Origin of the sequence: Daejeonella sp. H1SJ63, from assembly GCF_029360775.1 — a bacterium.
Taxonomy (GTDB): domain Bacteria; phylum Bacteroidota; class Bacteroidia; order Sphingobacteriales; family Sphingobacteriaceae; genus Daejeonella.
The window spans coordinates 739,462-754,386 of record NZ_JARKMZ010000028.1 but is presented as its reverse complement, the minus strand read 5'-3'; the positions used below and the strand labels follow the sequence as shown (position 1 = coordinate 754,386).

Annotated in this window: 14 protein-coding genes and 1 tRNA gene; 8 read left to right on the top strand and 7 right to left on the bottom strand. The window is 38.0% G+C overall.

Going from position 1 to position 14,925, the window contains the following annotated elements:
• Positions 1-150: 150 nt before the first annotated feature.
• The 6 genes from P2W72_RS11040 to P2W72_RS11015 all read right to left on the bottom strand — a co-directional run bounded on the left by P2W72_RS11040 (position 151) and on the right by P2W72_RS11015 (position 3,895).
• A tRNA-Ser gene (locus P2W72_RS11040) sits at positions 151-235 on the bottom strand.
• Positions 236-345: 110 nt separating this feature from the next.
• Positions 346-1,335, bottom strand: a complete 990-nt coding sequence (locus tag P2W72_RS11035; protein WP_276362186.1) for a YihY/virulence factor BrkB family protein — start codon at positions 1,333-1,335, stop codon at positions 346-348.
• Entirely contained in the window at positions 1,335-1,751 is a 417-nt protein-coding gene (locus tag P2W72_RS11030) for a thioesterase family protein (protein WP_276362183.1), read from the bottom strand. The genes P2W72_RS11035 and P2W72_RS11030 overlap by 1 nt, the downstream gene beginning before the upstream one ends.
• On the bottom strand, positions 1,751-2,806 hold the full coding sequence (gene mltG, locus P2W72_RS11025; RefSeq protein ID WP_276362179.1) for an endolytic transglycosylase MltG: 1,056 nt from the start codon (positions 2,804-2,806) through the stop codon (positions 1,751-1,753). Before mltG ends, P2W72_RS11030 begins: the two co-directional genes overlap by 1 nt.
• 20 nt (positions 2,807-2,826) lie before the next feature.
• Positions 2,827-3,144 (bottom strand): rhodanese-like domain-containing protein, encoded by a 318-nt coding sequence (locus P2W72_RS11020; RefSeq protein WP_276362177.1) that lies wholly within the window; start codon positions 3,142-3,144, stop codon positions 2,827-2,829.
• Complete coding sequence (locus P2W72_RS11015; protein ID WP_276362176.1) at positions 3,131-3,895, bottom strand: PASTA domain-containing protein; 765 nt, start codon at positions 3,893-3,895, stop codon at positions 3,131-3,133. The genes P2W72_RS11020 and P2W72_RS11015 overlap by 14 nt, the downstream gene beginning before the upstream one ends.
• Positions 3,896-4,009: 114 nt before the next feature.
• Here P2W72_RS11015 and P2W72_RS11010 point away from each other — a divergent pair, with 114 nt between their 5' ends.
• On the top strand, positions 4,010-5,005 hold the full coding sequence (locus P2W72_RS11010) for a D-alanine--D-alanine ligase (protein ID WP_276362175.1): 996 nt from the start codon (positions 4,010-4,012) through the stop codon (positions 5,003-5,005).
• 16 nt (positions 5,006-5,021) lie between these two features.
• Here P2W72_RS11010 and P2W72_RS11005 read toward each other — a convergent pair whose 3' ends face one another.
• Positions 5,022-5,444 (bottom strand): acyl-CoA thioesterase, encoded by a 423-nt coding sequence (locus P2W72_RS11005; RefSeq protein WP_276362174.1) that lies wholly within the window; start codon positions 5,442-5,444, stop codon positions 5,022-5,024.
• A 187-nt stretch (positions 5,445-5,631) separates the two neighbouring features.
• Here P2W72_RS11005 and rpsO point away from each other — a divergent pair, with 187 nt between their 5' ends.
• The 7 genes from rpsO (at position 5,632) to P2W72_RS10970 (ending at position 14,924) form a co-directional block, all read left to right on the top strand.
• Positions 5,632-5,910, top strand: coding sequence for a 30S ribosomal protein S15 (gene rpsO / locus P2W72_RS11000; protein WP_276362173.1), 279 nt, complete (start codon positions 5,632-5,634; stop codon positions 5,908-5,910).
• Between the two features lie 122 nt (positions 5,911-6,032).
• On the top strand, positions 6,033-8,177 hold the full coding sequence (gene pnp, locus P2W72_RS10995) for a polyribonucleotide nucleotidyltransferase (RefSeq protein ID WP_276362171.1): 2,145 nt from the start codon (positions 6,033-6,035) through the stop codon (positions 8,175-8,177).
• 131 nt (positions 8,178-8,308) lie between these two features.
• Entirely contained in the window at positions 8,309-8,962 is a 654-nt protein-coding gene (gene rpe, locus P2W72_RS10990) for a ribulose-phosphate 3-epimerase (protein WP_276362170.1), read from the top strand.
• A gap of 89 nt (positions 8,963-9,051) precedes the next feature.
• Positions 9,052-11,475, top strand: coding sequence for a carboxypeptidase-like regulatory domain-containing protein (locus P2W72_RS10985; RefSeq protein ID WP_276362169.1), 2,424 nt, complete (start codon positions 9,052-9,054; stop codon positions 11,473-11,475).
• Positions 11,476-11,552: 77 nt separating this feature from the next.
• Positions 11,553-12,623 carry a 3-phosphoserine/phosphohydroxythreonine transaminase gene (gene serC / locus P2W72_RS10980; protein WP_276362168.1) on the top strand — a complete coding sequence of 357 codons (1,071 nt, stop codon included), beginning with the start codon at positions 11,553-11,555 and terminating at the stop codon, positions 12,621-12,623.
• Between the two features lie 60 nt (positions 12,624-12,683).
• A complete protein-coding gene (locus P2W72_RS10975) occupies positions 12,684-13,643 on the top strand; it encodes a D-2-hydroxyacid dehydrogenase (protein ID WP_276362167.1) in 960 nt (319 codons plus the stop codon).
• A 45-nt stretch (positions 13,644-13,688) separates the two neighbouring features.
• Positions 13,689-14,924 (top strand): DUF1015 family protein, encoded by a 1,236-nt coding sequence (locus P2W72_RS10970; protein ID WP_276362166.1) that lies wholly within the window; start codon positions 13,689-13,691, stop codon positions 14,922-14,924.
• Position 14,925 lies beyond the last annotated feature (1 nt).

The window sequence follows — 14,925 nt, the reverse complement described above, 5'->3', positions numbered from 1 at the left end:
TTTTTTCTATTCAGGCTATCTAAAATCTATGCCTAAATTTTCTATCCCCCCAACTTTTCGTCATGATCCCCCATTATTGCACCCAATTTTTTATAAAACAAAAAAATGGCGTTTCTTGATATCAAAAAACGCCATTTCTAAAATGTGGTGCGGAGAGTGAGGGATTCGAACCCCCGGACCTATTACAGTCAACAGTTTTCAAGACTGCCGCAATCGACCACTCTGCCAACTCTCCGCCGCAAAAGTACAAACTCAGACTTAATCTGCAAACAAAAAAACGCTTTTTTAGATTATTCTGCATAACTCACAGAAAGTGAAGCAGAAAGAATAAAATAATTTTGAAAATCAGGGCAGCCCTGGTGGGTTTTCTGCGGCAGGGGGACTCTTGAAGCTGTTAAATTTCGGTTTTATGATCTTAATACTCCGTTTGGAAAGGTCAATACTGGCGTTTAGTTCAAACCCGACAAGTATAATCAAAGAGTTTAAATACAGCCAGATCATTAATACGATAAGAGTACCGATTGATCCGTAAAGTTTATTGTAGTTACTGAAATTATTGATGTAAAATGAAAAGCCCCAGAAGGTAAGAACGGCCAGAATAGTAGCCATCCAGGAACCCGCGCTGAAAAATTTCCATTTCTTAGCATTTGCCGGGCCATATCTGTACAACAGGCTTATGGTCACAAAGTAAATTACAATCAGTATAAACCATCGAACCATATTAATTACATATATCCAGAAACTGTCTTTGAAAAGCAGCTCGGATTTTAACGCATTGAAAACATACTCTCCAATAGTCATAATGATCAGACCGAGGATAAGTGCAAATGAAATCAGTACAGTAAGATACAGTGCAACGAGTCTTTGCTTAAACCATGATCTTGTCTCTGATATCAGCGATGATTTGTTAAATGCTTCCATCAGCGTATGTACCCCATTGGTTGAAAAGATGAGTGCAAGCAGGAAACCAAAAGACAAAAGTTTGGAATTCTGGTTGCTTACAATATCCACCAGCGTGGATCTAACCGCGATATACGCTTCGGCCGGAAGAATTAATGCAATTAATGTCAGAAGTTGATTCTGAAAGTTGTCAATCGGCACATAAGGGATTAATGTGAACAGGAAAATGATAGCCGGAAATATCGCCAGCATAAAATTGTACGACAGCGATGAAGCTTTATTAATAAGCTCATCTTTACCTATTTCCTGAAAGAAGAAAGTTGCAACAGTATACAATGGCAGGGGACTAAATCCGGGAAGGATAAGAATTTTAGTCCACTCTATGAGCAGATGATATGGCTTAAACCTAAGAAATATATTGTGCAGCCTGATCATTAATTAGCCTTATTAAAATATATCTCGAGCTTATTCAGAAAATCAGCAGAGGGAAGACAGGGTCTGTTTCTTTCCTTGTTAATAAAAACCAGTGAAGTTTCTCCTGTATTTATTAACTCATCTCTTTCATTATACAACTCATATTTGAAATGTATCCTTACCGAAGGCATTTGCTCCATAATAACCTTCACTGTGATCTCTTCATCATATAGTGCCGGTTTTATGTATTTGCATTTTAAATCAGTTACAGGCATTATAATACCTGATTCTTCCATAGATTTATAGGTCAGTCCAAGTTCTCTGAGCATTTCAACACGCCCAACCTCATAAAATTCAGCATAATTACCATAATACATATATCCCATCTGGTCAGTATCTGCATAACGAACCCGGATTTTAGTGGTACTACTGAACATTATTTCTTGATATTACGTTCATTTAAAGCCTGCTGGAATTTTTTAGCATTTACCAGATGTTCAGAAAGGGTAGATGCATAATTATGATATCCTGAGAAATCTTCTTTGGCACACATATAAATATAGTCATGCTTTTCATAGTTCAGTACGGCATCAATGGCATTAATGCTGGGCATAGAAATAGGTCCCGGAGGAAGGCCTGTATTTAAATAGGTGTTATAGGGTGAGTTTATCCTCAGATGTTTGTTCAGTACCCTTCTGATACTAAAGTCATTATTTGCAAAGATCACGGTTGGATCGGCTTCGAGTTTCATACCTTTTTTCAGTCGGTTCATGTATAACCCTGCAATACGCGGCATTTCATTGTCGTTTAATGCTTCTCCATCAACAATTGAAGCCAGTATGCTTACCTCAGTCTGGCTTAAGCTGATCTTTTTGGCTTTTTCCCTGCGTTCTGTATTCCAGAATTTTACATATTCATCATGCATTCTTTCAAAGAACTTTTCTGCACTAGAATTCCAGTAAACTTCATAAGAGTTCGGAATGAACATGGTGTATACATTCTCTGTACTGAAGCCATATTTTTGTACAAAAGCAGCAGAATCAAGCAAAGCTGAAATAGAAGCAGAATCTGTTTCAAGCTTTTTTGATACCATTCCTGCAAGTGTATGCTTTAGCCTGACATTTTGAAATGCAATTTTTACGGGTTCCTGATTCCCGGCTTTCAGCATATTGATCAGGGCACGGTTTCCCATTCCCTTTGTCAGGCGATATCTGCCGGGCTTGACCTTGCTTTTATACTCCATATTTTCAGCCGCATACAGGAATGATTCCGGATTTTTAAGTATATTTTCAGATTTCAGGGTGGCATAAACATCTTCAAATCCTGATCCTGTCTTTATATACAAATATTCTTTATTGCCGGTAAGGTTTGAAGTGAAGTACTTCAGGTAGAAATTAATACCGGTTCCGGCCAGTATCAATAGGGTTAAAGCAAGGAATGAGAGTAATAATTTCGTTTTAAAACTTATGTTATTTGATTGTTTTGAAGCCATTGTATGAATCGGGGATAATATTAATCGTTTAATTTTCTTAATGCCAGTATTCCTCCCTTGAGGTTTCTGACGTTGGAATAGCCGTATTTAAGTAATTCCAGCTTCGCGGTTTTACTTCTGAGTCCTCTCTGACAGATGACTATGATTTCCTTTTCTTTGTTGTATTTAAGATCAGCTGCTGTTTTTATCAGTTTACCCAATGGGATGTTATCGCCGCCAAGGTTAAATGTCATGAATTCAAGTACTTCTCTTACATCAATGATCTGAAATGAATCAGATACTAAAACTCTTTGCTGAAATTCTTCAGCCGTAATGTCTTTTGATTTATTTTCCTCCACTCAATACGATATCAATTGCTGTGCCAATGCTTACTTTATTTAAAGTATCACTTAGTGCAGGAAATTGTTTGATTACTTTTGCATTTACAGAATCTGCAGGGCCTTCAAAACTAACATTTCCAAGATTTAATGAGGAACCAAGAAGTGACATTCTTGCTTCGCTCAGGTTCAGTCCCACAAGGTTTGGAAGATCCACTTCACTGGCACCTAAACCATCACCAAGAACAAGGTCTATTCTGGATCCTTTGGGTATCTGCTGTCCCTTCCTGATAACTCTTCCTCCAAGGAGGGCTTCCAGAATGACATCTTTTGCCACATCAGATTTGTATGTGGTGTCTCCAACCTTTAACTGATAATTATTCAGGATAGAACGTACCTCCAGAAATGTTCTTCCCTCAATATCAGGGAATTTGGTGTCGGGTGCATCTCTGGTTACAATCAGATAGATGGTTCTGTTAGATTTTACGTTTGTATTTGGATCAGGATCCTGTTCAACGATAACACCAGGAGGCTGATCCAGCAGATAGACTGAATCATTAATCTGGTAGCGCAAACCTTGTTCTTCGAGCAGTTCAATCGCCTTTGCAACCGGTAATCCCTTAAGTTTCGGAACAGGCATACCCTCACCATGATGTGTGTAAAAGCCCAGGCTATAAAATAATAACAGCAGGAAAGCAAATATAGATCCGGTCGCTATAATGAGATTTTTACGGAATGTTTTGGTTCTCAGGTACTCAATAAATTTACTCATCAGGATACGGATAGATTATGTTTATGGTTCAAAATTAAACCAAAATTAAGCAATACCGAAGATAAATATTAGCAGGTTTATTGTTCAATACTTTTATCAATTATCTTTGATGCTATGAAAAATACTATTGCACTGGTAACAGGTGGATTTACGGGTGAATCAGTTGTTTCTTTCAAAAGCGCCGGTTTTGTTGAGACACAGATTGATCAAACGAAATATGAAGTTTATAAAATCATTATTCTGAAAGATAGCTGGTATTATGAAGATATCAATGCAGTTAAACATCCGGTTGATAAAAATGATTTTACGATTATTTTGAATGGTCAAAAAATCAGGTTTGATGCCGCATTTATTATGCTGCACGGATCTCCGGGTGAAGACGGGCGGCTTCAGGGTTATTTTGATATGCTTGGAATTCCATATACAAGCTGCGATGCCCTGACATCTTCATTAACTATGAATAAAGGTTATTCAAAGGCTATTGTTAATGGCATAAAAGACCTTCATGTAGCCCGTTCTATACAATTGTTTGAAAAATCTGCTATAGCTTCTGCTGATTTGCTGGCATCACTGGAACTGCCATTGTTTATCAAGCCTAATAATGGAGGAAGCAGTATAGGCATGAGTAAAGTAAAACAGGCTGATGAACTTCCTGAAGCATTGAATAAAGCATTTAAAGAGGATACCCAGGTGCTGGTTGAGGAGTTTATTCAGGGCCGCGAGTTTTCTATTGGGGTATATAATACAAGAAATGGCATTAAAGTATTGCCGGCTACCGAAGTTATTCCATCAAATGATTTCTTTGATTATGAAGCCAAATACACTCCGGGTGCTACTGAAGAGATTACTCCGGGTAGAATGACTGATGAGGAAAAATCGAGAGTTGAGCGGATTGTTACAGATATTTACCTGAGACTTAACTGTAAGGGAATGGTTCGGATTGATTATTTCCTTCAGAAGGATACTTCGAATTTCTATTTTGTAGAAATCAATACGATTCCCGGACAAACGGCTCAAAGCTTTATTCCGCAACAGGTTCGTGCTGCAGGATTAAATATCAGTGAGTTTTACGGGGAGCTGATTGAAATGGCTTTACAAAATAAAGTCTGATAAATTAATACAGGTTTCAGACGGAGTATTTCTGAATCATTTCGTCTGAAACTTTAACACTTTTTCCATTGCTGGTATTGATCATAACATAATCGAACCATCCGTCGCATGCAATTTTGCCTGTCTTACTGATTTTGATGGAAAACTTAACTCTGCAACCTTTTGAATTAATTGTTTCTATTCCTGTTTCTACGGTAAAAGTATCACCAAGCCCTAAAGCTCGTTTGTAATCTACAAAGGCTGTTCGTACAACCCAGCCATATCCCTGCTTCAGGAACTCTTCCATTGGCATTTTGTAGTGGAGCTCCATCTGCTCATATCTTGCCGCAAGAACATAATCAAAGTAAGTACTGTTATGAACATGGTTGAACATATCAATATCATCAGGTCTGACTTTGAATTCACTTGTGAATGTGCTGTATTTCGGACTGGAGTTCATCGCCGCGAAATTCGGAGTAATATTCGAGATTAAGAAATGGGGCAGGATTGGCTGGGAGTTACCAGTTGTCTGTTATCGGTTCAGTTAACTGACAGGCAACAATAGAATCATTTGCAATTGAACTTTCATTACCATATCTTTGCAGCTAATTAAAATAATTTATAAACGCTTTAATATTATTCAGGTAATGTATTTAAGTACAGAGTACAAGGCAGAAATTTTTGCCAAGCACGGAAAAGGTCCACAGGATACCGGTTCCGCAGAAGGACAGGTAGCATTATTTACCGCAAGAATTGCTCATTTAACCGGGCATTTGAAACAAAACAAGAAGGATTATTCTACACAATTATCTCTTCAGAAACTTGTAGGTAAGCGTCGTGCCTTGTTGGCATACCTTTACAAAAAGGATATCAACAGGTATCGTGCTATCATCAAAGCATTAGAGTTAAGAGATATTATAAAATAATCTTAGCAATACTTTGTAAAGCCATCCTCAATATGCGGGATGGCTTTTTACTTTGTAAAAAATTAAATCAACATAAAAAATGATGTGCTCAAAAGAGGAAAAGCATGTCGCAATTAAAACAAATGAGTTATAACGCAATTAAAAAAACATTCGACATCGGCGATGGTCGTATGATCGAAATTGAAACCGGAAAACTTGCAAAACAGGCTGATGGTTCAGTTGTGGTAAGAATGGGTGATACCATGCTGCTTGCAACTGTGGTATCTCCGCACGGTGCTAAGCCGGGAACAGATTTTTTACCTTTATCGGTTGATTATCAGGAGAAATATGCTGCAACCGGTCGTATCCCCGGAGGATTTCTTCGTCGTGAAGCCAGATTGTCTGATTATGAAGTATTGATCTCCCGTTTGGTAGACCGTGCTTTACGTCCGATGTTCCCTGAAGATTATCATGCAGATGTTCAGGTATTGATTTCTCTGATTTCTGCTGATAAAAATATTATGCCTGACTGCCTTGCCGGTTTGGCTGCATCTGCAGCAATTGCAGTTTCTGATATTCCGTTTAACGGACCGATATCAGAAGTTAGAGTTGCAAAGATTGATGGTAAGCTGGTTGTTAATCCATATCTGAGCGATCTTGAAAATGCTACACTTGATCTGATCGTTGCCGGTACTGATAAAGATATCGTGATGGTTGAAGGCGAATCGGATGAAATTTCTGAAGAAGAAATGGTGGAGGCTATTGAATTTGCTCATAAGGCTATTGCTATTCAGGTTCAGGCTCAGAGAGAACTTGCCGAAATGGTTGGTAAAACTGAAAAGCGTGTTTACAGTCATGAGGTTCATGATCTTGATCTTAAAGAAAAAGTGTATGCAGCTACCTATGATAAGGTTTATGCAATTGCTAAATCAAAATCAGCGAAGCATGAGCGTTCAGACAAATTTACTACTGTAATTACTGAATTTATTGCTTCTCTTGGAGAGGGAATTGATGAAACTACTGAATATCTTTCAAAGAAATATTTTCACGATGTTCAGTATGATGCTATCCGTAACCTGATTCTTGATGAAGGAATTCGTCTGGATGGCCGTGATTCACGTACTGTTCGTCCGATCTGGTCTGAAGTAGGTTATCTTCCTTCAGCTCATGGTTCTGCTATTTTTACCCGTGGTGAGACTCAGTCGCTGACTACTGTAACTCTTGGAGCTAAATCTGATGAGCAACTTATTGATGGTGCTTTCTTCAACGGTTACCAGAAATTCTTATTACATTATAATTTCCCGGCTTTCTCTACAGGTGAGGCTCGTCCTAACCGTGGTACCGGCCGTCGTGAGATCGGACATGGAAATCTTGCAATGCGTTCTTTAAAGAAAGTATTACCGGGTGATGAAAATCCATATACAATTCGTGTTGTTTCTGATATTCTTGAATCTAATGGTTCTTCTTCAATGGCTACAGTTTGTGCAGGTACGCTTGCATTAATGGATGCCGGTGTGAAGATCAAAGCTCCGGTATCGGGTATAGCAATGGGATTGATCTCTGATGAGAAGACCGGTAAATATGCTATTTTAAGTGATATTTTGGGTGATGAGGATCATTTGGGAGATATGGACTTCAAAGTAACTGGTACTGAAAAGGGTATTGTTGCCTGTCAAATGGATCTAAAGATCAATGGTCTGAAATGGGAAGTTTTAACTGCTGCATTAAAACAGGCAAATGAGGCTCGTCTTCATATCCTGAATGAAATGAAGAAAACAATTGAAGCTCCGCGTGAGGATTACAAACCACATGCACCACGTATTGTTACCCTGAAGATAGATAAGGAATTCATCGGCGCTGTTATCGGTCCGGGTGGTAAAATTATTCAGGAAATGCAGCGTGAAACCGGTGCTACCATTGCTATCGAAGAAAAAGATAACTTAGGTATTGTACAGATCTTTGCAGATAATAAAGAAGCTATTGATAAAGCTGTGGGCCGTATTAAAGCTATCGCTTCTAAACCTGAAGTGGGTGAAGTTTATGAGGGTAAGGTTAAAACAATTATGCCATTCGGTGCATTTGTTGAGATCATGCCTGGTAAAGACGGATTACTTCATATCTCGGAAATTGACTGGAAACGTTATGAGTCAATGGATGGAGTATTGAATGTAGGCGATATTGTTAAAGTAAAACTTCTGGAAGTAGATAAACAGGGTAAATTAAAGCTTTCACGTAAAGCATTAATTCCTCGTCCTCCTAAACCTGAAGAAACAAAGGCGGCCGAATAATCCGTTTTTTAACATCTTTTAAAACCTGTTCGCTTGCGGACAGGTTTTTTTATATTTAACTATTACGATAATAATAACAATGCCGATAGGATTGGAACTTTAAATTTCAATCAAAATCGTATTTTTGACTTATGAAACACCTAATTGCGCCGTCCGTTTTATCTGCTGATTTTGCTAATCTTCAGGATGATATTGAAATGATTAACCACAGTGAAGCCGACTGGTTTCACATAGACATTATGGATGGTGTTTTTGTCCCTAATATTTCTTTTGGATTTCCTGTTCTTAAAGCCATTCAGAAGCATGCACTGAAACCATTGGATGTGCATTTGATGATTGTTGACCCTGACCGTTATCTGGCAGAATTTAAAGCTGCAGGAGCAGAAAATATTACTGTTCATATTGAAGCGTGTACTCATCTCCACAGAACCCTGCATGCGATAAAAGATCTGGGTTGCAGGGCAGGGGTTGCTGTAAATCCGCATACTTCAGTTGATTTACTGGAAGATGTCATCGAAAACCTTGATATGGTATGTCTGATGTCTGTAAATCCGGGTTTTGGCGGACAGAAGTTTATTGAGAATACTTATAAGAAGATTCGTACTTTAAGAGCAATGGCTGCAGGCAGGAATGATAATCTGCTTATTGAGGTTGATGGAGGGGTATCTAATACTAATGCACTTAAATTAATTCAGGCAGGAGCGGATGTTCTTGTTGCAGGAAATGCTGTTTTTTCGGCTAATGATCCGGTATTTGAGATCTCAGTATTGAAAAGATTGTCATGAGCTTATGAGAAAATTATAATGTGAAGCATAAAATCAAATCTTTCAGAGGGCTATTATTTCTACAACCTGTCTGCGGGTATTTGATACCTGTGCTACAAATTATTTTCTGTTGCTTCATTCTGTTATTTCCTGAAAAATCCATTGGACAGGAACTGGCATCACTCAGGGGGATCATTAGTTCTGAGGACGGAGAACTTCTTAGCGGAGTTACAGTTCAAATAAAAAATTCCAATCTTATTACGCAAACTAACCGTAATGGTGAATATAGTTTTACCAAGGTTTCTGTAAATGCAATTATCCTGTTTAGCAGACTGGGTTACAAAGATCTAAGTATTGAAATTGACTTGATCCCGAATCAGGAAAATATTAGAAATATTTCATTAATAACTGATATACAATCACTTGATGAGATTCATATTACTGAAAAGTTTAGTAGTAGTAATTCCATAATTATTGATCCCGCAAAGTTTAGGGTATTCCCTCAGACAACAGGAAGTATTGAAAGTTTTCTGAAGAATATTCCCGGAGTTTCGGGGAATAATGAACTCAGTTCACAATATTCTGTAAGAGGAGGAAACTTTGATGAGAACCTGGTCTATCTGAATGATGTTGAGATTTTCAGGCCAATGCTTATTCGTAAAGGACAGCAGGAGGGCCTGGGCTTTATAAATCCCGATCTGGCATCAAGTGTTCATTTTTCTGCCGGAGGTTTTGAGGCAAGATACGGAGATAAGCTATCATCTGTTCTGGATGTAAGATACAGCAAGCCTGATACATTCTCGGTTGATGTTCAGGCTGGTTTTCTTGCAAACTCTGTAAGTTTTAAACTCCCGTTAAAAAGCAGCTATATTCTGGCCGGTATCAGAAACAAAAGAAACCAAAGCTATTTAAGCAGACAGTATATTGATGGTAATTATCATTCAGATTTTTCTGATTATCAGATTTTGTACAAGCAGAATATTACTTCAAAATTCAGTCTGACTTTTTTTACTGATTATAATAGAGGGGAGTTAAAGATAAATCCTGAAAAGAGAATAACAGAGTTTGGGACATCTGATGATGTATTAAGGCTTTTTGTTAATTACAGTGGAGATGAAAGCAGCAAATATAAATCTCTTACCAGTGCAATGACCTTTGGGTACAATTTTAGTAAAAGCCTGAATTTAAAATGGATAAGTTCCTATTCAGGAAGTAGTGAATATGAAAATTCAGATTTGTTAGGATGGTATTCATTCAATGAAAAGGATGGAGGCCTCGACCCGATGTATACTGGTTCTTTACTTGGCAGGGGTTCAAATCATAATTATGCTGATAATTTTCTGAAAACCAAGATATATAGCTCAGAACTGCGTATGTATAAGCAGCTCCGGAATTCATTTATTGAAACAGGACTTCGTTTTCAATCGGATAAGGTAAAAGATATTCTGGATGAATTCACCTCCTTTGATACCACTTCTTATTCTTTCCCTGCCTCAGGCAACTGGATGTATTCAGGACAGATCAGACAGGATAATATTGTTGAAATTCAGCGTCTGACCGGTTTTGTGCAGAACACCTTCAACATTATTCCTAATCTGACCATGGCAGCCGGAATCAGGTTTAATTATAATAACTACTCTAAAGAAAATTTAATAAGTCCGAGAGTTTCAATCATTTATTATCCTTCTGTAAAGGATGAGTTTTTATTCAGATTTTCTGCCGGCTCATACATTCAGGCTCCATTTTACAGAGAGCTGAAAAACTACAATGGTATACTGAATGCGGATGCCAGATCGCAGAGATCTTATCAGTTTATTGCCGGAACAGATTATAAGTTCAATGGTTTAGGCGCAAGGTTAAAATTTAGTTCTGAGATCTATTACAAATTGCTGAGCAGGATAACACCATATAAAATCGAAGATCTTAAAGTCAGATATCTTTCAGATAAGTATGCTGAAGGTTATGCAGCAGGCGCTGATTTTAGTCTTTCGGGCAATTTTGCGAGTGATCTTGAATCTACTTTCAGATTATCTCTCATGAAAACTGAAGAGGATATCAAGAACGACTTTTACTATACTAAAAATCCATCAGGTAGTCAGGAAATAGTATACCCGGGTAAGTTAAAACGTCCCTCAGATCAGTTGTTTAATGTTGGAATGATGTTTCAGGATAAACTACCTGATAATCCGACTTATAAGGTTCACTTAAATTTGATTTATTCGTCATCCCTTCCTGTTGGTCCGCCGGGACCTGATCGTCATACTGATGTATTTAAAATTCCGGCATACAAGAGGGTTGACATTGGTTTCTCCAAAGATCTTGTAGCTCCGGAAAGTAAAAAGGCCTCAGTTTTTTTAAAAAAACATTTTTCAATGCTGAGCCTGCATGCTGAGTTATTCAATCTTCTGAATTTCAAAAATACCGGTTCATATCTCTGGTTAAACGACAAGAAGAATAATCAGTACGCTGTGCCGAATTACCTGACATTCAGAAAATTTAATTTCAGGGTGATTGCCAAAATCAAAAGCAGGTAAATATTCGTAATTAGACCTCAAAAACCACTGATCTCTCAAATTATTCTGTTATTTTTGCAGCATAAAAATTTCACGTTATGACACATAATTTTGGTGCAGGTCCATGCATTTTACCTCAGGAAGTTTTCAAGCAGGCATCACAGGCTGTTTTGGAATTTAATGGTACAGGTTTATCTATCTTAGAAATATCACACCGTACACCTGAGTTTGAAGCTGTTGTTGATGAGACGGTTCGTTTAGTTAAGGAATTATTGAATGTTCCGGAAGGTTATTCGGTGGTTTTATTACAGGGCGGGGCAAGTTTGCAGTTTTCTATGGTTCCAATGAATTTATTGGGTGAGGGCCAGACTGCTGCATATCTTAACACAGGAGTATGGGCATCAAAGGCACTGAAAGAAGCAAAATTATTCGGTAATGTAAATGTTGTTGCTTCATCAAAAGAAGAGAACTACACCTATATTCCAAAGGATTTTGAAATTCCTGCTGATTCAGCGTATTTCCACTATACTTCAAACAATACTATCTACGGAACCGAGTTGTTTGATGTACCTGAAACTAAGGTACCTGTAGTTTGTGATATGTCATCAGATATTTTCAGCAGAGTGATAGACGTATCCCAGTTTGAATTGATCTATGCCGGTGCTCAAAAGAACATGGGTCCGGCGGGAGTTACCCTTGCAATTGTGAAAGACAGCATTCTCGGTAAAGTTGAGCGTAATATTCCATCAATGCTTGATTATAAAGTCCAAATAGATGGAGGATCAATGTATAACACGCCTCCTGTATTTTCAATTTATGTATCAATGCTTAATCTTCGCTGGTTAAAATCCAAAGGCGGTGTAGCGGCTATTGAGAAGGAAAATATCTCCAAATCAGAAGCATTGTACAAGGAAATTGACCGTAATTCATTATTCAAAGGAACCTGCCGTATTGAAGACAGATCCAGAATGAATGTCTGTTTCGTGATGGAAAATCCTGAACTGGAGAAGCCTTTCCTGAAGTTTGCAGAAGAGCGTAATATTATCGGGATTAAAGGCCATCGCAGTGTTGGTGGGTTCCGTGCCTCTATGTACAATGCATTGCCAATAACAAGTGTTCATGCTTTGATCGATGCAATGCAGGAATTTGAAGAAAAGCATAGGGCATAATTCAATCAATGTTCTTTAGTTAATCTTTTTATAAATTTTAAAGTATTTAAATACAATTCTATGTTCCGTATACTCGCCAACGATGGCATTGACCCAATAGGTAAAGAATTATTAGAAAAAGCAGGTTTTCAGGTAGATACTACCCATATTCCTCAGGCAGAACTTGCTGAAGGTTTGAAGAACTATGATGGAATAACCGTCAGAAGTGCAACAAAGCTTAGAAAAGAGCTTATTGATGCCTGCCCTAATATCAAATTAATAGGCAGGGGTGGTGTAGGTATGGATAATATTGATGTTGACTATGCCCGCGAACAAGGCATTGCTGTTGTAAACACTCCGGCGGCCTCATCATTATCTGTAGCAGAACTTGTGTTTGCACATTTATTTACCGGTATTCGTTTTTTACAGGACTCTAACCGTAAAATGCCTGTTGAGGGAAATACAAAGTTTAATGACCTTAAAAAGGCTTATGCAAAGGGTATTGAATTGCGTGGCAAGAAGATTGGTATTATCGGGTTCGGTAGAATAGGCCGTGAAACAGCCAAAGTTGCATTAGGACTTGGAATGGAAGTTCTTGCCTATGACCTTTTTGCGGTTCCATCTGAAATTGAACTTGTTCTTGGTGGTAATGTTAAGGTGAGTTGTCCGGTTAATTCCGTATCAGTTGAACAATTGATCCGTGAATCAGATTTTATCAGTCTTCATGTTCCATTTGCTGAAAAGCCGGTATTAGGTAAAGAAGAATTTGCGCAAATGAAAAATGGTGTGGGAGTGGTTAACTGCTCACGTGGTGGTACAATTGATGAAGATGCATTACTTGAAGCTTTAAATTCAGGTAAAGTAGCTTTTGCGGGATTGGATGTATTTGAAAATGAACCAAGTCCACGTGCCGATTTATTAACTCATCCTAAGATCTCTCTGACACCACATATTGGTGCTTCGACCAATGAGGCTCAGGAACGTATTGGAACCGAACTGGCAAATTTGATTATTGATTATTTTAATAATCTAAAAGCCTGATCTTTTTTCGGTTTTTGATACCGGAATGGTATAATTTAAATTCTGATGCCTAAGATCAAACCATTCAGAGGAATTCATCCTGTCAGACAAATTGCTGATCAGGTAATTGTAAACCTCGAAAATTTAAGTATCAGTGATGCAAAGGTTATTCAGCAGGAAAATCCATACTCGTACGTGAATATGGTTGTTCCAAAGCTGGATAACCTTTTTTTATTGGGTTCAAAAAATGAACTTGCCTACAAAAAAATCAATGAGAACTTCGAGGAGTTTCTTGAGAAAGGTATTCTGGTACGCGATCCAAAATCTTCATTTTATATCTACAAATACATTAACTCAGGTATAGTTCAAACCGGAATATGGGTAACCACGTCGATTGACGATTATCTTAGTAATGTTGTAAAAAAACATGAATTGACTAAGCGGGATCGTGAAGAATCGCTTATTGAATACCTGCAGCAAACCGGCATTGATGCTAATCCTGTCTTAATTACCTATCAGGCAATACCCGGGATTGATCAGATTATTGCTCAGTCAACCCGGAGTAATCCTGAACTTGAGTTCTCAAAGAATGGATCAGGATATAGTTTGTGGAAAATCGATGAAGATCATATAATTCTTGAATTGACCGGTTTATTTGCTAATCTGGCATCAAGTTATATCGCAGATGGTCATCACAGGGCAGCTGCGGCGTCTTTGTTAGGTATCCAGCGTCGTAAATTGAATCTGAAACATCAGGGGAACGAGGAATATAATTACTTCAGCTCTGTTTATATGAGTACAGATCAACTCCGCATTTACAGCTTTAACAGAATTGTAAAGGGACTAAACGGTTTATCTGAGGAAGAACTCATTAATGAAATTTCTGCTTGTTTTGTAATAAATGAAGCTGAAAGCCACTTTATCCCTGAACAGATCCATCAGTTTGGAATGTATTTGAGAGGTAAATGGTATAGCCTGATTGCAAGGGAGATTATTATTCAGGATGATAATCCGCTTACAGCTCTGGACGTTAGTCTTTTACACGATCATGTTTTGAGTCCGCTGTTAAATATTAATGATCCGAGAACAGACCCAAGGATAAGCTATTCCAGCGGTTCAACACCACTCGTTAATCTGGTAGCTCAGGTTGATTCAGGTAAATATGATATAGCTTTTATTTTATATCCAACAAGTATTGACCAGTTAATGAAAGTTGCTGATGAGGGAGAGGTGATGCCACCTAAATCGACCTGTTTTGAGCCTAAATTTGAAGTCGGACTATTGATCCATGAGATTAATTAAA